Genomic DNA, 22,129 nt, shown 5'->3' with positions numbered 1-22,129 from the left:
GGGGATAGAAATCTATGAACTCTTTACAATTTAATCGTCATCGTCGTTTAAGACAAAGCGGGGGCATGCGTGCGCTTGTGCGTGAAACGTTTTTACATACGGAAGATTTTATTTACCCTATTTTTGTATTAGAAGGTGAAAATGTTCGTAATGAAGTTCCTTCTATGCCAGGCGTATATCAAATGTCTTTAGATTTATTGCAAGCTGAAATGCAAGAAGTTGTTGATTTAGGTATTCGTTCTGTTATTGTATTTGGTTTACCTGCTGAAAAGGATGAAGTTGGATCATCAGCATATTGTGATCATGGAATTGTACAACGTGCTATTCAGCAAATTAAAGGTGATTTCCCTGAGCTAGTAGTAGTTGCAGACACATGTTTATGTCAATTTACAAGCCATGGTCATTGCGGTGTAATTGAAGATGGTATTATTTTAAATGACGAGTCTCTTGCAGTTCTTGCGAAAACAGCTGTAAGTCAAGCGAAAGCAGGAGCGGACATTATTGCGCCATCAAACATGATGGATGGCTTCGTAACAGCAATTCGCCATGCATTAGACGAAAATGGTTTTGGACACGTGCCAGTTATGTCGTACGCTGTGAAATATTCATCAGCATTTTATGGACCATTCCGTGATGCTGCGCACGGTGCACCGCAATTTGGTGACCGTAAAACATATCAAATGGATCCGGCAAACCGTATGGAAGCATTCCGTGAAGCAGAATCGGATGTAATGGAAGGTGCAGATTTCTTAATCGTAAAACCAGCTCTTTCTTATTTAGATATCGTTCGTGATGTGAAAAATAACTTTAATTTACCAGTTGTCGCTTATAATGTAAGTGGTGAATATTCGATGATTAAAGCGGCAGCGCAAAATGGTTGGATTAATGAAAAAGAAGTTGTTCTTGAAAAATTAATTAGTATGAAACGTGCAGGAGCAGATTTAATTATTACGTATCATGCAAAAGATGCAGCAAGATGGTTACAAGAAGGAGGCGCTAAATAATGAAAAAGTTTGATAAGTCAATTGCAGCGTTTGAAGAGGCGCAAGACTTAATGCCTGGTGGCGTAAATAGCCCGGTTCGTGCCTTTAAGTCTGTTGGGATGAATCCGTTGTTTATGGAGCGTGGAAAAGGCTCTAAAGTATATGATATCGATGGGAATGAATATATCGACTACGTATTATCATGGGGTCCTTTAATTCATGGTCATGCAAATGATCGTGTTGTAGAAGCGTTAAAATCTGTTGCTGAAAGAGGTACAAGCTTCGGTGCACCAACAGAAATTGAAAATAAATTAGCAAAACTTGTTATTGAGCGCGTGCCATCAATTGAGATTGTGCGTATGGTTAACTCTGGAACGGAAGCAACAATGAGTGCACTACGTTTAGCTCGTGGTTATACAGGTCGTAATAAAATCTTGAAATTTATCGGTTGTTACCACGGTCATGGTGATTCGCTATTAATTAAAGCTGGTTCTGGTGTGGCGACTTTAGGTTTACCAGATAGTCCTGGTGTACCAGAAGGTGTAGCGAAAAATACGATTACAGTAGCTTATAACGATTTAGAAAGCGTAAAATACGCGTTTGAACAATTCGGTGATGATATTGCTTGTGTAATTGTAGAACCAGTAGCAGGAAATATGGGGGTTGTTCCTCCACAGCCTGGATTTTTAGAAGGTCTTCGTGAAGTAACAGAACAAAACGGTGCATTGCTTATTTTTGATGAAGTAATGACAGGGTTCCGAGTAGCTTATAATTGTGGCCAAGGTTATTATGGCGTAACGCCTGATTTAACATGTTTAGGTAAAGTAATCGGTGGTGGTTTACCAGTAGGAGCATACGGTGGTAAAGCGGAAATTATGCGCCAAGTTGCGCCAAGCGGACCGATTTACCAAGCTGGTACTTTATCAGGTAACCCACTTGCAATGGCGGCAGGTTATGAAACGTTAGTACAGTTAACGCCAGAATCATATGTAGAATTTGAGCGTAAAGCTGAAATGTTAGAAGCTGGATTACGTAAAGCAGCTGAAAAACATGGCATTCCTCACCATATTAACCGTGCAGGCTCTATGATTGGTATTTTCTTTACAGATGAACCCGTTATTAATTACGATGCAGCAAAATCTTCAAACTTAGAATTCTTTGCGGCTTACTATCGTGAAATGGTAGAACAAGGTGTATTCTTACCGCCATCTCAATTCGAAGGTTTATTCTTATCGACAGCACATAGTGATGCAGATATTGAAGCGACGATTGCAGCAGCTGAAATTGCAATGTCAAAATTAAAAGCGTAATGTATTAGAGAAAATCGCTCTCCGTAAGGGGAGCGATTTTTTTTATTCATAAAGTAAGCTTTCCGCACATAAATCTGTAATGACATATAGTTTGGGAGGGGGAAAAGAAGTGGCTGCAGATCATTCATTACGATTTTCATTAAAAGAATCTGTGTGGTTCCAAAAAGGACAGGAAGTCGAAGAACTTTTGTCAATTTCGTTAGATCCAGACGTTGAGATAGAAGAGCTTGATCATGAAGTAATCGTGAGAGGACAATTAGATTTAACGGGAGAGTATGTTGCACGAAAAGATGATTCGGCGTATTCATTAAGAGAACTATCGCCAGCAAAGTCAATTGATTATGTAGAAACAAGAGAAGATGGGGTTAATGAACTTGTTCATTCCTTTCCACTTGAAATATCAATTCCGAGAAATCGAGTGAAAGTAATTGAAGAGCTATATGTATCAATCGAGGAATTTGATTATGAATTAAAGGAAAATGGTTGCTTACAATTATTAGCGGATATATCTATTACCGGTTTGTGTGATGAAGAGAGAAGCGAGGATGAAGTTGAAGAGGAAGAGGAAGAAACGGTGTATGCTGAGTTAGAAGAAGATTCAGCGCAAGAGGATGAAAATAGACCGGCGCCGCATGTAGAAGAACCAGCATATAAGGAATCAGATGAGTGGGAAGATTACGCATTTGAACCGTTCCAATTAGAGGAAAGAAAAGAGCAGGAATTAGAAGAAGAGAAAATAGAAGAACATGAATTTGTGGAACGTGAAGAGGAGCAAGAAACAACGCCACAATTTGAACTGTTCGGACGAAAAGATTTCAAGAAAGAAAAAGCGAAAAAGCAGGAAGAACAAGAAGAAGAGTACTCACAGCGAGATGAAAATGCGCTTTATTTAACAAAACTATTTACGAAAGAACCGGAAGAAGAATTTACAAAGTTAAGAATGTATTTCGTGCAAGAAGGGGATACAATTGAATCTATTGCAGACCGTTATGAAACGTCTGTACAAAATTTACACCGTGTCAATCAAACAGAAGATATATTTTTAAATACGGGGCAAATTATTTATATTCCCGTTTCAAGGGTAAAGACGAAATAAGGAAGTGAGTGTTTTCACTCACTTCCTTTCTTAGAGGCTATGTTTTGAATAGAAAGGGTTATTCGTATGGATATTGAGTTGCGAAATCACTATGAACCTATTGTGAGGCAATATAGATTGGATACGCAGCATATGGAAGAGCACGGAAATGTAATGAAAATTTATACGAATCAAGGTCCATATGCACTCAAGAAAATAGAAGGCAGAAAGTTAGAGCGGAATAACTTTCTGCATCATATTCAATATTTGAAGGAGAAAGGTTTTTCAAATTATGTACCTATATATCATGCGACGGATGGAAGTTATATTTTAAGTGACGGGACGTATAATTATTATTTAATGCCTTGGTTAGAACGTGCAGAAGGAAACGGTGAGGACAATGATCAATACCATAAAATGTTTCAGACACTTGGAACGTTGCATCAAAAAACTGTGAAGGAAGAAACGTATACGGAAGAAGATTTAGAAAAACATTATACAAGTATATCCGATCGTTGGGAAAATGATGGTGAGATGTTAGAAGAGTTTCTCGTAGAATCTGAATCAAAATGGTATATGTCCCCGTTTGAATTGCAATATTGTACGTACTATCATCATGTAATGAGAGCGCGTGAATTTGCAACGAAGCAATTAAATGAGTGGAACGATGCGATGAAAGAAAAAGAGAAAACGCGTATTACTTTTGTGCATGGTAATGTGTCACTTAATCATTTTTTATTTGACTATGAGCGGAATGGCTATTTTATTAGTTTAGAAAAATCGAAGTTTGCAACGCCTGTGCAAGATATAGTAGGTTTTTATTCACGGTCTTTAAACACATATCCAATCGCAAGAAGTGATCGGTTTGAATGGTTTCAAATGTATCAAAAAAATTTCCCTTTTACGAAAGAAGAGCAACTACTTATGTTTGCGTATATGACGTATCCATCGCAATTTATTCGGCAAATCCAGTCTTATAAGAAAAGAAGAGATAATCGCAACGAGGAAAATGAACTGCGCGGAGTAAAGAGTTTGCAACAATCGCATTGGCTCGTTAGCAATATAGAATATTTCCTGTCGCAATTACAAGCTGCCCAGCAAGGGAACGGATAAAGTAAAGGCATTCTCCGCTGATGATTAGCCTTCACCAATTGGGCGTTTACGGGCAGCAGGGCTCCCATCTAACTTCTTTGCTTCAGCTGAGTTTTGAGGTGGAGGTCTTACTGCCCGCAAATAGCGGGGGAAAGAAGATAAGTAGAGGATTCTACTTATCTTCTTTTTTTTGCACGAAAAGCTGTAGTTTTAAATTTATCTTGACGAATAAGGTTTCGTTTTTTACACTATTGTATATAATAATTAACAATCATATAAATGCCTTGAAGGGGAAGAGTATAACATGAAACGTCTTCAGAGAGGAGAATCATTAGCTGAGAGATTCTCTAGATAGTTATGTTAGAAGGTAGCCCTGGAGCATCTTTTCTGAACGGAATAGTTCTTATTAGGAAAAGACGGATTTGTCCGTTATCAAATTAAGAGTATAAGCAAATTATGAATTTGTTTGTAAATAAAGGTGGTACCGCGATGTCCCTCGTCCTTTTTGGATGAGGGACATTTTTTATTTTAAGGAGGGAAAATAATGTCAAACACGGAAAAGAATTTACCAACTAAATATGATCATATGTCCGTTGAAGAAGGCCTTTATCAATGGTGGCTTGAAGGCAAATATTTTGAAGCAACAGGAGACGAGAAGAAACAACCGTATACAATTGTAATTCCACCTCCGAACGTAACTGGTAAGTTACACCTAGGTCATGCTTGGGATACAACTCTTCAAGATATTTTAACTCGTACGAAGCGTATGCAAGGATACGATGTACTATGGCTTCCAGGAATGGACCATGCTGGTATCGCAACACAAGCGAAAGTAGAAGGAAAACTTCGTGAAGAAGGTATTTCACGTTACGATCTTGGCCGTGAAAAATTCCTTGAAAAAGCTTGGGAGTGGAAAGAAGAGTACGCTTCTCACATTCGTCAACAATGGGGGAAAGTTGGTTTAGGACTAGACTATTCTCGTGAACGCTTCACATTAGACAAAGGTTTATCAGATGCGGTTAATAAAGTATTCGTTCAATTATACGAAAAAGGCTTAATTTACCGTGGTGAATATATCATCAACTGGGATCCAGCAACACGTACAGCTCTTTCTGATATTGAAGTAATTCATAAAGAAGTTCAAGGTGCATTCTATCATATGAACTATCCGTTAACAGATGGTTCTGGTCACATTCGTCTTGCGACAACTCGTCCAGAAACGATGCTTGGTGATACAGCAGTAGCAGTTCATCCAGAAGACGATCGTTACAAACATTTAATCGGAAAAACAGTTACACTTCCAATCGTAGGCCGTGAGATTCCGATTATTGCTGATGAGTACGTAGAAAAAGATTTCGGAACGGGCGTTGTAAAAATTACACCAGCTCATGACCCGAATGACTTTGAAGTAGGTAACCGTCATGACTTACCACGCATATTAGTAATGAACGAAGATGGAACAATGAACGAAAAAGCTGGTAAGTATAACGGTATGGATCGTTTCGAATGCCGTAAAGAATTAGTAAAAGACTTACAAGAAGCTGGCGTATTAGTAGAAATCGAGCCACATATGCATTCAGTAGGTCATAGTGAGCGTAGCGGTGCAGTTGTTGAGCCTTATTTATCAACACAGTGGTTCGTAAAAATGGCTCCACTTGCTGAAAAAGCAGTAGCGCTTCAACAAAAAGAAGAAGAAAAAGTAACGTTCGTACCAGAGCGTTTTGAAAACACATATTTACGTTGGATGGAAAATATTCATGACTGGTGTATTTCTCGTCAATTATGGTGGGGACACCGTATTCCAGCTTGGTACCATAAAGAAACTGGTGAAGTATACGTAGGTACAGAAGCACCAGCAGATATTGAAAACTGGAATCAAGATAACGACGTACTTGATACATGGTTCAGTTCAGCGTTATGGCCATTCTCAACACTTGGTTGGCCAAATGAAGATTCAGCAGATTTCAAACGTTACTATTCAACAGATGCACTAGTAACGGGTTATGATATCATCTTCTTCTGGGTATCTCGTATGATTTTCCAAGGTTTAGAGTTTACAGGAGAGCGTCCATTTAAAGATGTATTAATTCACGGTTTAGTTCGTGACGAGCAAGGTCGTAAGATGAGTAAATCTCTTGGTAACGGTATTGACCCAATGGATGTTATCGAGAAGTACGGTGCAGATGCAATGCGTTTCTTCTTATCAACAGGAAGTGCACCAGGTCAAGATTTACGTTTCAGCATGGAAAAAGTAGAATCTACTTGGAACTTCATTAATAAAATTTGGAACGCATCACGTTTCGTATTAATGAACATGGATGATATGAAGTATGAAGAAATCGATTTAACTGGTGAAAAATCAGTAGCAGATAAGTGGATCTTAACGCGCTTAAACGAAACAATCGAAAGCGTAACACGTAACATGGATAAATATGAGTTCGGTGAAGCTGGTCGTTCATTATACAACTTCATTTGGGACGATTTCTGTGATTGGTATATTGAAATGGCGAAACTTCCACTATACGGTGAAGATGAAGCAGCTAAGAAAACAACTCGTTCTATTTTAGCTTACGTATTAGATCAAACAATGCGTCTATTACACCCATTCATGCCATTCGTAACAGAGAAAATTTGGCAACATTTACCGCATGAAGGCGAGTCTATTACAGTAGCTGCGTGGCCAACAGTTCGCGAAGATTTACAAGATACGGAAGCTGCGGCAGAAATGCACCTTCTAGTTGATATCATTCGCTCTGTTCGTAACATCCGTGCAGAAGTAAATACGCCAATGAGCAAAAAAGTTCAAATGCAAATTAAAGCAAAAGATGAGGCTGTACTTGCTCAACTTACGAAAAACAGCTCTTACATTGAGCGTTTCTGTAACCCAAGCGAATTAACAATTCAAACGGACTTACAAGCGCCAGAAAAAGCAATGACTGCAATCGTATCAGGTGCAGAGTTATTCTTACCGTTAGCTGATCTTATCAATCTTGATGAAGAGAGAGCTCGTCTTGAGAAAGAACTTGAGAAGTTCGATAAAGAAGTAGAACGTGTACAGAAGAAACTTTCTAACCAAGGTTTCGTAGCGAAAGCTCCTGCAGCGGTTATTGAAGGAGAGCGTGCGAAAGAGCAAGATTACCTAGAAAAACGCGAAGCAGTTCGTCAACGTCTAGCAGATCTTGAAAAGTAAAAATGTTTTTCGAGACTCACTATATTGGTGAGTCTCTTTTCTTTGCGTATAATAGAACTATGAAAGTTGTCTTTTGAAAGGGGAAAAACATACGTGATACATACATACGAAGAAGCGATAGGGTGGATTCATAGCCGATTGAAATTTGGAATTAAGCCAGGATTAGAAAGAATGAAATGGATGCTAGCAGAACTTGGAAATCCAGAGCGTCATATAAAATGTGTTCATCTTGCTGGTACAAATGGAAAAGGTTCAACATTAACATATATGCGTTACATGTTAGAAGGCGCGAAATATAAGGTAGGAACGTTTACCTCTCCTTACATCGAAACATTTAATGAGCGCATTAGTGTGAATGGAACACCAATTGCAGACGAAGAGATTACTGAACTTGTAAAGATGGTAAAACCAGTCGTGGAAAAACTAGATGAAACGGATTTAGGGGAAGCGACAGAGTTTGAAATTATTACTGTTATGGCGATTTACTATTTCGGTAAAGTCAATTTCTGTGATGTTGTTTTATTTGAAACAGGGCTTGGTGGACGTTTTGACTCTACTAATGTCATACACCCTGTTCTCACGATTATTACGAATATCGGTCACGATCATATGCATATTTTAGGAAATACACTAGGGGAAATTGCATATGAAAAGGCGGGGATTATTAAGTCTGGCGTGCCGGTAATTACTGGTGTACAAGATGAAGAAGCTTTGCAAGTCATTCAAAATGTTGCAAAGGAAAATCATGCAAACTTATACGAACTTAGCAAGCATTTTACAGCGTTACATAAACAGTCTAATGAAGATGGGGAACAGTTTGATTTTACTTGTCCTTTTTCCGCATTTGAAGATTTGCAAATCTCAATGAAAGGCATTCATCAAGTAGGAAATGCAGCGTTAGCACTTATGGCAGTAATGTATGTAAAAACATATTTATCATTTTTAATTGAGGAAGAGGAAATAAGAACGGGATTACTGGAAGCATATTGGATTGGGCGCTTTGAAAAGCTGCAAAGTAACCCGGATATTATTATAGATGGTGCTCATAATCCAGAAGGTATCGAAAGCCTTGTGAAAACAGTAGAAGCGCATTACAAAGATAAAAATGTAATAGTGTTATTTACTGCCCTTGGTGATAAACAATTACATAACATGGTAGGCCAATTAGAAACCATTGCAGATGAAATTATTTTTACAACATTCGCCTTTGATCGTGCTATTTCTGCTGACAAGCTTGCATCATATTCACAGAAAGAATCAAAATTAGTTTTTGAAAATTGGAAAGAGGCAATTGATACAAAAGTTGAAAAGATAGCAGAAAATGATGTTTTTATCATAACGGGTTCTCTTTATTTCATTTCTGAAGTACGAAAATATATTCGCGAGAAAAACTAGATAGTCTTTGCTATCTAGTTTTTTTGTTCTACAAATGAAGTCAAATGCATACATATAAGATAAATATATAGGGTTATTTGGCGAATTCCTCTGACAAATATCTCGTTTTTTTATGAAATGAATATGATATGATGCGGACAACGATAAGAGGTGAGGTGTGAGTGTATGGACAAGCAATCACGAACGATCTCAGTGAAAGTGAATGGAACAGAAGCGAAGTATGAGGAAAAAAAGAAAGATGAATTTGAATGGATGGTAGTAGAAAGTGAACGACCGAAAAATGTTGTTCCGTTTCAAAAAGCGAAATCAATGTCTGTGGAAAAATACCGAAAGAAGTGGAGTAATACATTAATTGTAATCGTTGCAACTGCAATCATTATCGGTACGGCGTTTGGAATGGGGATGCTTCATTTACTTACTGGACAAGGAACGACAGGAGGAAGTGAAGTGACAGCTTCAAGGCCGACTGGAAATGGAGAATCAAGGGTGGGTGGAACGGCAGAACAAACACCAGCACCGAAAGAAGAAAAACAAAAAGCACAGGCAGGAACGTCATTGGATCCGATGAAATTATTTTTTGTTCAAGGGGGGCTTTATTCTTCTGAAGAAAAGGGACAGGCAGCTCTTGAAGAATGGAAAGGCAATGGGGGCATTGGTGCTTTGAGACCGAGCGGTGATAAGTATGCAATAGTTGTTGGTATTGCTAGCGATGAACAGTCTATAAATCAATTAATGACTAAGTATAAAAATGATGGTGTCTCCGTTTTAAAAAAGAGCTGGGATATAACAGATAAAGCATTGCTGAAAGATGATAAAGAAGTAGGGACATTTTTAACAAAAGTGCAGCCATTATACACTCATTTAGCAAAATATGCTTCTAGCGTACAAGTTGGTGGAAAAAGCAGCCCAAAAGATATAGAAGCAATTGAAAAAGAATGGAAAAAGGTTGAAAAAGAAGGGGAAAGTATGAAACGAGAAGAAGCAAAGAAACTGTATATGTATACGTCGGTAGCTGTACAAACAGTAAAAGATGGGAAGATGGATAAGGAATCTTTGGCGAAATTAAATCAAGTTATTATTGATGGTTTACTCTCGTATGAAAAAATTGTTTCGTAGAAAGTGAAATGATAGGATAATAAAATGAGTAAGAAAGAAGTACATGTACTTCTTTCTTTTCTTTTGAATTTAGAGCAAAGTGCTTTCTCTATGATGGGAATATAATCGTATGCAATAAAGAAGTGTTATTTTAGTTAGAGAAATTAATATTTCTTTCATTTGTGGGCAAACTATTCCTTTGATACGATTAATATAAATTGTTCTGCTTCATGTGAGAAAGGAAGGAGAAAATATGAGAAAAATAATTTTAGCTTCAGGATCACCTCGGAGGAAGGAATTGCTTGAGTTAGCTAGTGTGCCATTTGAAATCGCTGTAAGTGAAGTAGAGGAAACAATTGGTGCATATTCATCGCCTTCTGATATTGTAATGTCGCTTGCCTTGCAAAAAGCATCAGCGGTGGCAGAAAATAATAGTGATCACATTGTGTTAGGTGCAGATACAATTGTTACATATGAGTCGCGTATTCTTGGTAAGCCTTCTAATGAGGATGAGGCGAAAGAGATGTTACAATTACTATCAGGGAAAACACATGAAGTGTATACAGGTGTTGCGATTATAGCAAAAGAAAAAACGGTTACTTTTTATGAGCGTACAGAAGTTACATTTTGGGAGTTAACAGAAGAGGAAATTGATACATACGTCGCGTCGAAAGAACCTCTTGATAAAGCCGGTAGTTATGGGATTCAAGGTAAAGGATCTATTTTCGTTCAAAATATTCAAGGGGACTACTATAGTGTAGTTGGCTTACCAATCGCACGCCTCGTTCGGGAATTAAAACAATTTGATATTGATGTAACCCATGCGTAAAATTGCATGGGGTTTTCTTTGAGAGAACAAATAAAGGGGTGGAGAGATGAACGGTATTCGTGATGTTGTAAGAGAAGAACAGCCACGGGAGCGTTTATTGTTAGAAGGTGCTGGAAGTTTATCAAATCGAGAGCTTCTCGCAGTGTTACTCAGAACAGGTTCTAAAGAAGAAACAGTTTTAAAGTTGTCAGATAAAATTTTACACCAATTTGATGGCTTACGTATGTTGAAAGATGCAACATTAGAGGAGCTAATTAGTATACATGGTATTGGGATTTCAAAGGCATCGCAACTTATGGCAGCCTTTGAACTAGGCAGAAGAATGGTACGTTTAGAATATCAAAATAGATATAGTATTCGAAGTCCAGAAGATTGTGCGAAATACATGATGGAAGAAATGCGTTTTTTACAACAAGAGCATTTTGTTTGTTTATATTTAAATACAAAAAATCAAGTTATACATAGGCAAACGATCTTTATTGGAAGTTTAAACACGTCAATTGTACACCCGAGGGAGGTTTTTAAAGAAGCCTTCCGTCGTGCAGCAGCCTCTATCATATGTCTTCATAACCATCCCTCAGGAGATCCCACGCCGAGCCGTGAAGATATTGAAGTAACAAAACGCTTAGTAGAATGCGGCCAGATTATCGGAATTGAAGTGCTTGATCATATTATAATAGGTGACCATAAATTCGTGAGTTTAAAGGAAAAAGGTCATATTTAAGACTATGCTTTTTACTTATTTTGTTTTATAATGTGATTTATGAGTTTTTTGTAGAAATTTATCTACAAAAAGGATAAAGATATAAAAAACGTACTGTTTTTATAATATAAATTAAGAAAAAATGAGTCCGTGAAAACAAGAAAGGAAGATAAATAATATGTTTGGATTTGGTGGATTTACTCGCGATCTTGGAATAGACTTAGGAACTGCGAACACGCTTGTATATGTAAAAGGAAAAGGTGTAGTTTTACGTGAACCTTCAGTAGTGGCGTTACAAACTGATACGAAACAAATCGTTGCTGTAGGTAGCGACGCAAAACAAATGATTGGTCGTACACCAGGGAACGTTGTGGCACTTCGCCCGATGAAAGACGGTGTAATTGCTGATTACGAAACAACTGCAACAATGATGAAATATTACATTCAACAAGCTCAAAAATCAAACGGTTTCTTCTCACGTAAGCCGTATGTAATGGTATGTGTACCATCTGGTATTACAGCTGTAGAAAGACGTGCAGTAATCGATGCGACTCGTCAAGCGGGTGCTCGTGATGCTTATCCTATCGAAGAGCCATTTGCAGCAGCGATTGGTGCAAACTTACCTGTTTGGGAACCAACTGGTAGTATGGTTGTTGATATCGGTGGTGGTACAACAGAAGTTGCAATTATTTCTCTAGGTGGTATTGTAACAAGCCAGTCAGTCCGTGTTGCTGGTGATGATATGGACGATTCAATCATTCAGTACATTAAGAAAAGCTATAACTTAATGATCGGTGAAAGAACAGCTGAAGCATTAAAATTAGAAATTGGTTCTGCAGGCGAGCCAGAAGGTATCGAGCCTATGGAAATTCGCGGTCGTGATTTAGTAAGTGGTTTACCAAAAACAGTACTAATTCAGCCAGAAGAAATTGCAGATGCATTAAAAGATACAGTAGATGCGATTGTAGAATCAGTTAAAAATACGTTAGAAAAAACTCCACCTGAATTAGCGGCTGATATTATGGACCGCGGTATCGTATTAACAGGTGGCGGGGCATTACTACGTAATTTAGATAAAGTAATTAGTGAAGAAACGAAAATGCCAGTTCTTGTTGCAGAAGATCCATTAGATTGCGTAGCAATTGGAACAGGTAAAGCATTAGACAATATCGATCTTTTCAAAACTGCTGCTCGATAATATTGCAAAATAAAAATCAGTGAAATTAAGAGGGTGTGAACGTGCCACAGTTTTTCTTAAACAAAAGATTAATTGTTTTGTTGGTTAGTATTATTCTTCTCGTGGCATTGATTGGAATCTCATTGAAAGAACGGAACAGTTTAACATGGCCAGAGCAGTTTGTTAAAGATACTGTCGGTGTTGTAGAACGTGTATTCCAAAAGCCAGCGAAATACGTAGCTGGATTCTTCGAAAATGTAGAGGATGTAAAGCGCACGTATGAAGAGAATAAAGAATTAAAAGCAAAATTAGATAATTATGCAGGTCTATCAGGGAAAGTAAAACAATTAGAAGATGATAACAAGAAGCTACAAGAGCTAACTGGTAAAAAAGAGTTAAATAGCGGGTATACTGAAATTCCAGCTACTGTTGTTTCTCGTAATCCAGATAAATGGTACGATTTAATTGGAATTGATAAAGGGGCACAGCAAGGAATTAAAAAAGATATGGCTGTAGTAACTTCACAAGGGTTAGTTGGAAGAGTGAAAAGTGTATCTCAGTTTACATCATCAGTAGAATTACTAAGTTCTATGAGCCGAACAAATCGCGTTTCTGCTATTGTACAAGGGCAAGAGAAAATCTTTGGATTGATTGAAGGTTATGACAAAGAAAAGCAATTACTTCTTTTCACAAAGATTGGCTCTGATGCACCGGTAGAGAAAGATCAACTAGTTGTAACATCTGGACTGGGTGATATTTTCCCGAAAGGTCTTGTAATTGGAAAAATCGTTGAAGTTCAGCCAGATGCATATGGCTTAACAAAAACAGCTTATGTAAAACCTGCCGCTGATTTAAATGACGTAGAGCATATTACGGTTGCTAAACGTGCAACACCTTCAGCGCCATTAGAATAGGAGGAGAAGAAGAGATGATGAAGATATTAAAAAGAGCAGCTCTTCCTCTTTTGCTCCTTTTTGTGTTTCTATTTGAAAATATGTTTGCTACTGTTGTTCCAACGGATGTGTTTTGGAAAGACAGCATAGCAGCACCGCATTTCTTTATAATCGTCTTATGTTTTATTACAGTGTATTATAGTCCGGTCCAAGGGATTTATTACGGACTATTATTTGGCTTCTTATTTGATACCGTATACACAGAACTTGTCGGGATATATATTTTTGCTTATCCGATTTTAGCTTATTTAGTATATAGTGTGATGAAAGTACTACAATTGAATTTATTTATTGTTGTTTCTATCATATTAGCTAGTGTTGTAGCACTAGAGTATTATGTGTATGGATTCTTAACTTTATTAGGACGTACTCATATGCCAGCGTATGTCTTTTTCACAGATCGTCTCCTTTCTACTTTATTGTTAAATGCTATTTTCTTATTGATAGTTTGTTTCCCACTGAGACGATATATAGTGCGTCTTTCAAAAGCGATGGAAGAAAAAGAAAAAAGGATTTTCTAATTTTATGTCGAATTGAATCGGTGGGGTGAACTTTAGTGGAAGAAAAAAAGCAACAAAATGTAACGATAAAAGGGACAAAAGATGGGATAACGCTTCATTTAGATGATTGTTGTTCATTCTCAGAATTATTGGTGGAATTAGACGAAAAACTTTCTACACATTACTACGATGGTGATGGGCGCTCTTTAATTGAAGTGCATGTGAAAGTAGGAAATCGTTATTTAACAGAAGTCCAACAAGAAGAGATTCGTACGTTAATTCGTAATAAAAAGAATCTTGTTGTGGATTCAATTGAAAGTGATGTTATCACTAAAGCAGAAGCAATAGCTTGGAAAGAAGAAACAGAAATTGTCCCTATTTCCAAAATTGTTCGCTCTGGACAAGTTTTACATGTAAAAGGAAATTTGTTGTTAATTGGAGATGTTAATCCAGGCGGAACGGTTATCGCTGGGGGGAATATTTTTGTCGTAGGATCATTAAGAGGAATTGCACATGCTGGGTATTATGGGGATTCGGATGCTGTAATCGCTGCATCTGTTATGAACCCGATGCAACTTCGAATTAGTGATGTGGCAATGCGGGCTCCGGAAGAGAAAGAAGACGGAGCGGAGGCGGCAGAATGTGCGTATATTAATGAGAACAATCACATTGTTGTCGATCGCCTGCAACTTCTCACTCATCTTAGACCTAATTTAACAAAGTTAGAAAGGGGAATTGTATAGCTGTGGGAGAGGCAATAGTAATTACATCTGGAAAAGGCGGAGTAGGTAAAACTACTACATCTGCGAACATTGGTACGGCCCTAGCGTTATCTGGAAAGAAAGTGTGCTTAATTGACACAGATATCGGTCTTCGAAATTTAGACGTAGTAATGGGGCTGGAAAATCGTATTGTATTTGATCTTGTTGATGTCGTTGAAGGGCGTTGCCGTTTACCTCAGGCTCTTATTAAAGACAAACGTTTTGATGATCTTTATTTATTACCTGCAGCACAAACGAGTGATAAATCAGCGGTAACACCTGAACAAATGGATGAATTAATACAAGTATTACGTCAAGATTATGATTACATATTAATCGATTGTCCTGCGGGGATTGAGCAGGGATTTAAAAATGCGGTAGCTGGTGCGGATAAAGCAATCGTTGTTACGACTCCAGAAGTATCCTCAATGCGCGATGCGGATCGTATTATTGGGCTTTTAGAAAAAGAGGATATTGAACCACCGAAACTTGTTATTAACCGTGTACGTAGTCATATGCTTCATGAACAGGATATGTTAGATGTTGATGAAATTGTACGTACATTGTCAATCGAGCTTCTTGGTGTTGTCGAAGATGACGATGAAGTTATTCGAGCTACAAATACAGGTGAACCTGTGGCGTTGCAACCAAGCGGAAAAGCAGCGTTGGCTTATCGTAATATTGCAAGACGCTTGTTAGGTGAGAATGTACCATTACAAGCATTTGAACAAGAAAAGGTATCGGTATTTGCAAAGGTGAAAAACTTCTTTGGAATCCGTTAAGAGCACTTCGCACATATGCGAGGTGCTTTCTTTTTTCTTCACACGAATATCTTTCTTTCTTAGCTCATACATATGTACAAACTGTATACAACTGTTTCTAATGAAATTAGCTTAACGAAAGAAAGGAGACAGTATGAAGAATAGACGCGTAGAAGAAATTAAAAAGCGGATTGCAAAAAGGAAGGCCGAGCAAGAAAGGATGGAGGAAGAGCAGTATTTTAACGGAGGGAATTTCGATAGTGAAGCGGTATTTATTGAAGATGGAGAAAAGGAAATGCATCCTTTATTTCGAAAGGAAGTCTTTTTCTTCAAAGTTTTATTATCAGCAATATTAGTTCTTTCGGTTGCTATTTTATATAAGAATGCTCCTTCTTCATTCAATGGAGCTAAAGCTGTTACAGAAAAAGTGATGAAAGAGGAATTTCAGTTTGCTACTGTAGCGAAATGGTATGAAAAGCAATTTGGAAAACCGCTCGTATTCTATTCGCCGAACGAGAAAAAAGAAGGAAGTATTCAGCAAAAGGATTATGCAATTCCTGCTTCTGGAAAGGTAATGCAAGGGTTTCAAAAAAATGGCCAAGGTGTATTTGTCCAAACAGCTACAAATGCAAAAGTGGAGTCAGTAAATGAAGGGTTAGTTGTTTTTGCAGGCAAGAAAGAGGAACTTGGAAATACAGTTCAAATTCAACATGCAGATGGTACGGAGTCATGGTATGCAAACTTAAACGATATGTCAGTGAAATTATATGATTACGTTTCAAAGAAACAAAAAATTGGAACGGTGAGTAATGATACAAATGATAAAAATGGAAAGTTTTATTTCGCGATAAAAAAGAATGAAAAATTTATTGATCCGATCCAGGTGATATCATTTGATTAAATATAGGGACGTTTTAACGAAAATTTCCGTGCATCCATTATTTTGGGTTATTATTGTCATTGGTATTTTTACTGCGCGTTTTAAAGAGTTAATACTGTTATTTTGTATTGTTCTTATTCATGAACTTGGGCATGCTTTTGCAGCAGCACACTATAATTGGCGTATAAAAAGAATTCAACTTTTGCCGTTTGGTGGCGTGGCCGAGCTTGAGGAACATGGTAATAAGTCATTGAAAGAGGAACTTGTTGTCGTAATTGCAGGACCGATTCAACATGTTTGGATGATGCTGGTAGGTTATATGTTGTTCGAAGTCGGTTGGCTGAATACAGATTTATATTATTTCTTTATGTGGAATAATATAATTATTTTAGCATTTAATTTACTCCCTATTTGGCCGTTAGATGGCGGGAAAGTATTGTTTAATGTATTATCATATCGTTTCCCTTATTTACAAGCACATGAAAAGATGATGCAATTGTCATGTGTTTTTTTTGGTGTAATATTAGGATGGCAGTTACTCTGGAATAGTAACAATATTATGATGTGGGTACTACTCATATTTTTAGCAGTGTCATTATATCAAGAGTGGAAACAAAGACGGTATGCATTTATGCGTTTTTTATTAGAACGTTATTATGGAAACAAAAGAGGAATCGAAAAGATTGCACCTATTGAAGTGCAAACGGAAGATCGTTTATATACGATCTTCACAAAATTTCGTAGAGGATATAAGCATTCTATTATCGTCCGTGGAAAATATAAAGAGCATTACACATTGGATGAAAATGAATTGCTCTATGCATATTTTACTGAAAAACGAACAACTTCATCAGTTGAAGAATTAATCGGTTAGTGTTGACGATAGCACTAACCTTTTATTATTGTAAAAGCAAAGAAGATTATAAAGTGAGGAAATAATTTTGAAAACGTTATATGTGAATTATGCTGGTTCGGAAAAGCGCGTTGCAATTGAAGAGAAGAAAAAAATTGTTGAGTTTTTATGGAAACGTAATGAAGAGCAAGAGATTGTTGGGCATATTTATGTTGGACGTGTCGTAAGAACAATTGCTGGAATGAATGCAGCTTTTGTAAACATCGGTTTAGAAAAACATGCTTACCTTTCATACGATGATGTACCATCTTCTTATCGTATACATGAAGGGCAAGCGATACTCGTACAAGTTGTGAAAGAGGCAATTGATACGAAAGGGCCTAAATTGACAGCGAATATAGAATTTACCGGGAAATATGTCGTTTATATGCCGTTTGATGAGATGCGCGCTGTTTCTCGAAAAATAAAAAATAATAAAAGAAGACAACAGTTACTCCAAATTGAAATAGAGGGAACGGGGGGATACATTTTCCGCTCTGCTTCTGAAAAAGGAGCAATTGAAGAAATACAAGCTGAAATGCAAGGGTTACAACAGTTGTATGAAGAGTTAAAAAGAAAAGAGGGCCAAGGAAAGGCGCCGTTATTACTTCATCGACCGGCGACCTTTTTAGATCGTGTATTTCAAGAGAATCCAATTGAAACCATTGAAAAAGTAGTTGTAGATACAAGAAGTATAGTAAAAGAATTAGAAGACAAAGTTGGAAAAGAAAAAGTATCTTTTTATAATGAAAAGTCTTCGATGTTTAACCATTTTGGAATAGAGCGTGAAATTGAGAAAGCACTCCAAAAAATTGTGTGGCTTCCAAATGGTGCTTATTTAATTGTAGAACAAATGGAGACGATGACTGTAATTGATGTGAATACGGGCAAGTTTACGGGAAAACAAAATTTACAAGATACAGTACTTCGCACAAATGAGATGGCAGCTGAAGAAATTGCACGCCAATTAAGACTTCGTGATATTGGTGGTATGATATTAATTGATTTTATTAATATGAAAAAAAGAGAAGATAAAGAAAAGGTAAGAGAATGTCTTATAGCTGCTATGCAAGATGACCGCACATATACAAGGGTGCTCGGCTTTACGGAGCTAGGGATTTTGGAAATGACACGTAAACGTAAAAAGCATTCTTTACGGGACGTATTATTAAAAGAGTGTGTACCTTGCAAAGCGACGGGTTATGTGATGTCGCATGAAACAATTGCGTATGAGTTAGAGAGAGAACTAATCACATATGGCAATATAGAAGATGAAGCGGTATTAATCGCTGCGCCTAAAGAACTGCAAAAACAGTTTTTGCAAAAAGAATTACAAAAAAATATTCCATTTGAAATTTATTTCAAAGATGATAATATCGAAAAGTATGCTATCGTTCGTTTTGGAAGTAAAAAAGAAATTGTAGAGCGGAAAAAATAGTTAGCAGAACATTTATTGACAACCGTCTATGATTCATGATAACATCTTTATGTTATAGTTTATAGCACCTAAACGGCTATATGCTACAACCGCACAAGACAGGTTCCCTAAAGGCATTTATGTCTACCTCGTTTTTGGCGAGTCTTAGTAATTAAGAGGAGGTGCAAGTATGTACGCAATTATCGAAACAGGTGGAAAACAAATTAAAGTTGAAGCTGGTCAAGCAATCTACATTGAAAAATTAGATGTTGAAGCTGGTGAAACTGTTACTTTTGACAAAGTTCTTTTCGTTGGTGGCGAAAACGTTAAAGTTGGTAGCCCAGTTGTAGAAGGTGCAACAGTTACTGCGAAAGTTGAAAAACAAGGTCGCGCTAAGAAAATTATCGTTTTCAAATACAAAGCGAAAAAGAACAATCGTAAGAAACAAGGTCATCGTCAACCTTACACTAAGCTAGTTGTTGAAGCTATCAACGCTTAATTCTGGTTAACATGATTAAAATTACGATAAGTCGCACGAAATTAGGAAGTATCCAATCATTTAAAATGACTGGACATGCCGATTATGCGCCACATGGACAAGACCTTGTCTGTGCTGGAACTACAGCGGTTGTGTTTGGTTCTATAAATGCAGTGGAAGAACTTTGTAATGTGCAAGCAACTATTGAACTCGGAAGTGATGGCGGATTCTTAACGTATGAATTGCCTAATGATTTAGACGTTCATACAGCAGAAAAAGCACAAACGCTTTTAGAAGGATTAGTTGTTTCGCTTAAGACGATCGAACTTGATTACGGAAAGTATATCCGTTTAATAGAAAAAGTGCAGGAGGTGTAACGTATGTTAAGATTAGATCTTCAGTTTTTCGCATCTAAGAAAGGTGTAGGTAGTACAAAGAACGGTCGTGACTCTCAGTCAAAACGTCTTGGTGCTAAACGCGCAGATGGTCAAACGGTTACAGGTGGTTCAATTCTTTACCGTCAACGCGGTACAAAAATTTATCCAGGTGTTAACGTTGGTCGTGGTGGCGATGACACTTTATACGCGAAAGTTGACGGCGTAGTACGCTTTGAGCGTCTTGGTCGTGACCGCAAACAAGTGAGCGTATATCCTGTTGCTCAAGAAGCATAAGAACTCACGGAAAACTCTAACCTGAGTGCAGGTTAGAGTTTTTCTATATTAAGGGGTATCTAAATGAATGAAAAATGGACAATTATAGATGCATTGCGCCATTCAAGACATGATTGGCTCAATCGTATGCAGATGGTGAAAGGAAACCTTTCCCTTGGAAAAGTGGAAGAAATTCATAGTCTCATCGATCGTTTTGTCCAAGAAGCGAGACAAGAATCCAATCTGATGGGGCTATCAATGCCTTTATTTTCAGAGTGGATTTTAACATATAATTGGAAACAGCAGCCGTGCTTATTGGAGTACGAAGTATTAGGGAAATTACATAACTTATCTCACTTAGATGAGACTGTATGTACATGGACGAATCAATTTTTCTCGATGCTTCAGCATAGTTTAGACGTATATGTTGAAAATTATGTTTGTATCACAATTGAATGTGACGCGGATAATGCTCGTTTCTTTTTTGATTTTCGTGGTAAGCTAACGAGTGTAGAAGAACTACAGAATTGGCTTGCGACCCAAAACAATAAATGGTATTCCATTTCTTATACAGTGCGAGACGAAGAAGTCTCAGTTATATTACAACCAATTGAAAAAAGTGTGGTGAAATAATGTTTGTAGATCAGGTCAAGATATATGTAAAAGGCGGCGACGGTGGTAACGGTATGGTTGCGTATCGTCGTGAGAAGTATGTACCAAAAGGTGGCCCAGCAGGTGGCGACGGCGGTAAAGGTGCAGATGTTGTTTTCGTAGTTGAGGAAGGCTTACGTACATTAATGGACTTCCGCTACCAACGTCATTTCAAAGCTGATCGCGGTCAGCACGGAATGAGTAAAGGTCAGCACGGACGTAAATCTGAAGATTTACTTGTAAAGGTTCCACCAGGAACAGTAGTAAAAGATGAAAAAACTGGTCAAATTCTTGCCGATTTAGTAACGCATGGACAAACTGCTGTAATTGCAAAAGGTGGCCGCGGTGGCCGTGGTAACTCACGTTTTGCAACAGCTACGAACCCAGCGCCAGAAATCGCTGAGAACGGGGAACCAGGTCAAGAGCGTGATGTTATTCTAGAACTTAAAGTACTAGCAGACGTTGGACTTGTTGGATTCCCAAGTGTAGGTAAATCTACATTATTATCTGTTGTATCATCAGCGCGTCCGAAAATTGCAGAGTATCACTTCACAACAATCGTTCCAAATCTTGGTGTTGTTGAAACTGGTGATAATCGCAGCTTCGTTATGGCTGACCTTCCAGGACTAATTGAAGGCGCACATGCTGGCGTCGGACTTGGACACCAATTCTTACGTCATATTGAGCGTACACGTGTAATCGTGCATGTTATTGATATGTCTGGTTTAGAAGGCCGTGATCCATATGAAGATTACGTAACGATTAATAATGAATTAAAAGAATACAATCTTCGCTTAACTGAGCGTCCACAAGTTGTTGTTGCAAACAAAATGGATATGCCAGATGCAGAAGAAAACTTACAAGCATTTAAAGAGAAAGTGGGAGACGAAGTAAAAATCTTCCCAATCTCAGCTGTAACAAGACAAGGTGTTCGTGACTTACTGTTTGAAGTAGCGAACTTAATAGAAACAACACCAGAATTCCCAATACATGAAGTTGCGGATGAGTCTGATACAAGTGTAATGTACAAATTTGATACTGAAGGTGTTAAATTTGAAATTACACGTGAAAGTGATGGCACGTTTGTTATCTCTGGTTACGATATCGAGAAAACATTCAAGATGACAGACTTCTCACGTGATGAATCTGTACGTCGTTTCGCTCGTCAAATGCGCGGAATGGGTATTGATGAAGCGCTTCGTGCACGTGGTGCAAAAGACGGAGATATTGTAAAAATTCTTGAATATGAATTTGAATTTATCGATTAAGACTGCCGAAATACGGCAGTCTTTTTTTATATCGTAAAAATCGGATTTATATAGGAAAAAATCCCCACT

General features: G+C 37.6%; 22 protein-coding genes and 2 other annotated features. All 22 genes read left to right on the top strand.

Annotation, left to right across the window (positions count from 1 at the left end; all coding sequences use genetic code 11):
- Nucleotides 1-14: 14 nt before the first annotated feature.
- The 22 genes from hemB (at nucleotide 15) to obgE (ending at nucleotide 22,060) form a co-directional block, all read left to right on the top strand.
- The gene (gene hemB, locus ACQGSG_RS04980; RefSeq protein ID WP_001087065.1) at nucleotides 15-1,004 is read left to right on the top strand and encodes a porphobilinogen synthase; all 990 of its coding nucleotides are present in this window, start codon (nucleotides 15-17) and stop codon (nucleotides 1,002-1,004) included.
- A complete protein-coding gene (gene hemL / locus ACQGSG_RS04975) occupies nucleotides 1,004-2,293 on the top strand; it encodes a glutamate-1-semialdehyde 2,1-aminomutase (RefSeq protein WP_000712943.1) in 1,290 nt (429 codons plus the stop codon). Before hemB ends, hemL begins: the two co-directional genes overlap by 1 nt.
- A gap of 79 nt (nucleotides 2,294-2,372) precedes the next feature.
- Nucleotides 2,373-3,389 (top strand): stage VI sporulation protein D, encoded by a 1,017-nt coding sequence (gene spoVID / locus ACQGSG_RS04970; RefSeq protein WP_002062448.1) that lies wholly within the window; start codon nucleotides 2,373-2,375, stop codon nucleotides 3,387-3,389.
- Nucleotides 3,390-3,455: 66 nt separating this feature from the next.
- The gene (gene ysxE, locus ACQGSG_RS04965; RefSeq protein ID WP_000350658.1) at nucleotides 3,456-4,481 is read left to right on the top strand and encodes a spore coat protein YsxE; all 1,026 of its coding nucleotides are present in this window, start codon (nucleotides 3,456-3,458) and stop codon (nucleotides 4,479-4,481) included.
- A gap of 254 nt (nucleotides 4,482-4,735) precedes the next feature.
- Nucleotides 4,736-4,967: a binding site (T-box leader), on the top strand.
- Between the two features lie 37 nt (nucleotides 4,968-5,004).
- Nucleotides 5,005-7,650, top strand: coding sequence for a valine--tRNA ligase (locus tag ACQGSG_RS04960; RefSeq protein WP_000072250.1), 2,646 nt, complete (start codon nucleotides 5,005-5,007; stop codon nucleotides 7,648-7,650).
- Between the two features lie 93 nt (nucleotides 7,651-7,743).
- Nucleotides 7,744-9,045 carry a bifunctional folylpolyglutamate synthase/dihydrofolate synthase gene (locus ACQGSG_RS04955; protein ID WP_000582036.1) on the top strand — a complete coding sequence of 434 codons (1,302 nt, stop codon included), beginning with the start codon at nucleotides 7,744-7,746 and terminating at the stop codon, nucleotides 9,043-9,045.
- 165 nt (nucleotides 9,046-9,210) lie between these two features.
- Nucleotides 9,211-10,161: a hypothetical protein gene (locus ACQGSG_RS04950; protein WP_000361014.1), complete on the top strand. Its 951-nt coding sequence runs from the start codon at nucleotides 9,211-9,213 to the stop codon at nucleotides 10,159-10,161.
- Nucleotides 10,162-10,393: 232 nt separating this feature from the next.
- Nucleotides 10,394-10,969, top strand: a complete 576-nt coding sequence (locus ACQGSG_RS04945) for a Maf family protein (protein ID WP_325842545.1) — start codon at nucleotides 10,394-10,396, stop codon at nucleotides 10,967-10,969.
- A 46-nt stretch (nucleotides 10,970-11,015) separates the two neighbouring features.
- Nucleotides 11,016-11,693, top strand: coding sequence for a DNA repair protein RadC (gene radC / locus ACQGSG_RS04940; protein ID WP_001013391.1), 678 nt, complete (start codon nucleotides 11,016-11,018; stop codon nucleotides 11,691-11,693).
- A gap of 157 nt (nucleotides 11,694-11,850) precedes the next feature.
- Complete coding sequence (gene mreB, locus ACQGSG_RS04935) at nucleotides 11,851-12,870, top strand: cell shape-determining protein MreB (protein WP_000466736.1); 1,020 nt, start codon at nucleotides 11,851-11,853, stop codon at nucleotides 12,868-12,870.
- 41 nt (nucleotides 12,871-12,911) lie between these two features.
- A complete protein-coding gene (gene mreC, locus ACQGSG_RS04930) occupies nucleotides 12,912-13,763 on the top strand; it encodes a rod shape-determining protein MreC (RefSeq protein ID WP_001135488.1) in 852 nt (283 codons plus the stop codon).
- A 14-nt stretch (nucleotides 13,764-13,777) separates the two neighbouring features.
- Nucleotides 13,778-14,323: a rod shape-determining protein MreD gene (gene mreD, locus ACQGSG_RS04925; protein ID WP_000975766.1), complete on the top strand. Its 546-nt coding sequence runs from the start codon at nucleotides 13,778-13,780 to the stop codon at nucleotides 14,321-14,323.
- Between the two features lie 35 nt (nucleotides 14,324-14,358).
- Entirely contained in the window at nucleotides 14,359-15,045 is a 687-nt protein-coding gene (minC, locus tag ACQGSG_RS04920; protein ID WP_000391525.1) for a septum site-determining protein MinC, read from the top strand.
- 2 nt (nucleotides 15,046-15,047) lie between these two features.
- Entirely contained in the window at nucleotides 15,048-15,845 is a 798-nt protein-coding gene (gene minD, locus ACQGSG_RS04915) for a septum site-determining protein MinD (protein WP_000503309.1), read from the top strand.
- Between the two features lie 133 nt (nucleotides 15,846-15,978).
- Entirely contained in the window at nucleotides 15,979-16,725 is a 747-nt protein-coding gene (spoIVFA, locus tag ACQGSG_RS04910; protein ID WP_000797471.1) for a stage IV sporulation protein SpoIVFA, read from the top strand.
- Complete coding sequence (spoIVFB, locus tag ACQGSG_RS04905) at nucleotides 16,718-17,578, top strand: stage IV sporulation intramembrane metalloprotease SpoIVFB (RefSeq protein ID WP_325842546.1); 861 nt, start codon at nucleotides 16,718-16,720, stop codon at nucleotides 17,576-17,578. The genes spoIVFA and spoIVFB overlap by 8 nt, the downstream gene beginning before the upstream one ends.
- 67 nt (nucleotides 17,579-17,645) lie before the next feature.
- Entirely contained in the window at nucleotides 17,646-19,034 is a 1,389-nt protein-coding gene (locus ACQGSG_RS04900; protein WP_000855488.1) for an Rne/Rng family ribonuclease, read from the top strand.
- 77 nt (nucleotides 19,035-19,111) lie between these two features.
- Nucleotides 19,112-19,189, top strand: a sequence feature (ribosomal protein L21 leader region).
- A gap of 14 nt (nucleotides 19,190-19,203) precedes the next feature.
- Complete coding sequence (rplU, locus tag ACQGSG_RS04895; protein ID WP_000270907.1) at nucleotides 19,204-19,512, top strand: 50S ribosomal protein L21; 309 nt, start codon at nucleotides 19,204-19,206, stop codon at nucleotides 19,510-19,512.
- Between the two features lie 11 nt (nucleotides 19,513-19,523).
- Complete coding sequence (locus ACQGSG_RS04890; RefSeq protein WP_002001054.1) at nucleotides 19,524-19,868, top strand: ribosomal-processing cysteine protease Prp; 345 nt, start codon at nucleotides 19,524-19,526, stop codon at nucleotides 19,866-19,868.
- Nucleotides 19,869-19,871: 3 nt separating this feature from the next.
- Nucleotides 19,872-20,162 carry a 50S ribosomal protein L27 gene (gene rpmA / locus ACQGSG_RS04885; RefSeq protein WP_000944958.1) on the top strand — a complete coding sequence of 97 codons (291 nt, stop codon included), beginning with the start codon at nucleotides 19,872-19,874 and terminating at the stop codon, nucleotides 20,160-20,162.
- A 63-nt stretch (nucleotides 20,163-20,225) separates the two neighbouring features.
- Nucleotides 20,226-20,774 carry a sporulation initiation phosphotransferase B gene (locus tag ACQGSG_RS04880; RefSeq protein ID WP_001003584.1) on the top strand — a complete coding sequence of 183 codons (549 nt, stop codon included), beginning with the start codon at nucleotides 20,226-20,228 and terminating at the stop codon, nucleotides 20,772-20,774.
- Nucleotides 20,774-22,060, top strand: coding sequence for a GTPase ObgE (gene obgE / locus ACQGSG_RS04875; RefSeq protein ID WP_000497128.1), 1,287 nt, complete (start codon nucleotides 20,774-20,776; stop codon nucleotides 22,058-22,060). Before ACQGSG_RS04880 ends, obgE begins: the two co-directional genes overlap by 1 nt.
- Nucleotides 22,061-22,129: the final 69 nt, after the last annotated feature.

The organism is Bacillus sp. GMa5/1 (assembly GCF_050172015.1).
Lineage (GTDB): Bacteria > Bacillota > Bacilli > Bacillales > Bacillaceae_G > Bacillus_A > Bacillus_A cereus.
Note: the sequence above shows the minus strand (reverse complement) of the source record. Positions and strands in the feature narration are given on the sequence as shown.

Excerpts from the sequence above, each read along its gene's own strand:
- ACQGSG_RS04890 (WP_002001054.1), top strand. The coding sequence starts at position 19,524 with ATGATTAAAATTACGATAAGTCGCACGAAATTAGGAAGTATCCAATCA.
- ACQGSG_RS04880 (WP_001003584.1), top strand. The coding sequence starts at position 20,226 with ATGAATGAAAAATGGACAATTATAGATGCATTGCGCCATTCAAGACAT.
- ACQGSG_RS04945 (WP_325842545.1), top strand. The coding sequence starts at position 10,394 with ATGAGAAAAATAATTTTAGCTTCAGGATCACCTCGGAGGAAGGAATTG.
- hemL (WP_000712943.1), top strand. The coding sequence starts at position 1,004 with ATGAAAAAGTTTGATAAGTCAATTGCAGCGTTTGAAGAGGCGCAAGAC.
- ACQGSG_RS04950 (WP_000361014.1), top strand. The coding sequence starts at position 9,211 with ATGGACAAGCAATCACGAACGATCTCAGTGAAAGTGAATGGAACAGAA.
- radC (WP_001013391.1), top strand. The coding sequence starts at position 11,016 with ATGAACGGTATTCGTGATGTTGTAAGAGAAGAACAGCCACGGGAGCGT.
- ACQGSG_RS04960 (WP_000072250.1), top strand. The coding sequence starts at position 5,005 with ATGTCAAACACGGAAAAGAATTTACCAACTAAATATGATCATATGTCC.
- spoIVFA (WP_000797471.1), top strand. The coding sequence starts at position 15,979 with ATGAAGAATAGACGCGTAGAAGAAATTAAAAAGCGGATTGCAAAAAGG.
- hemB (WP_001087065.1), top strand. The coding sequence starts at position 15 with ATGAACTCTTTACAATTTAATCGTCATCGTCGTTTAAGACAAAGCGGG.
- spoVID (WP_002062448.1), top strand. The coding sequence starts at position 2,373 with ATGACATATAGTTTGGGAGGGGGAAAAGAAGTGGCTGCAGATCATTCA.
- ysxE (WP_000350658.1), top strand. The coding sequence starts at position 3,456 with ATGGATATTGAGTTGCGAAATCACTATGAACCTATTGTGAGGCAATAT.
- mreB (WP_000466736.1), top strand. The coding sequence starts at position 11,851 with ATGTTTGGATTTGGTGGATTTACTCGCGATCTTGGAATAGACTTAGGA.
- rplU (WP_000270907.1), top strand. The coding sequence starts at position 19,204 with ATGTACGCAATTATCGAAACAGGTGGAAAACAAATTAAAGTTGAAGCT.
- obgE (WP_000497128.1), top strand. The coding sequence starts at position 20,774 with ATGTTTGTAGATCAGGTCAAGATATATGTAAAAGGCGGCGACGGTGGT.
- mreD (WP_000975766.1), top strand. The coding sequence starts at position 13,778 with ATGATGAAGATATTAAAAAGAGCAGCTCTTCCTCTTTTGCTCCTTTTT.
- rpmA (WP_000944958.1), top strand. The coding sequence starts at position 19,872 with ATGTTAAGATTAGATCTTCAGTTTTTCGCATCTAAGAAAGGTGTAGGT.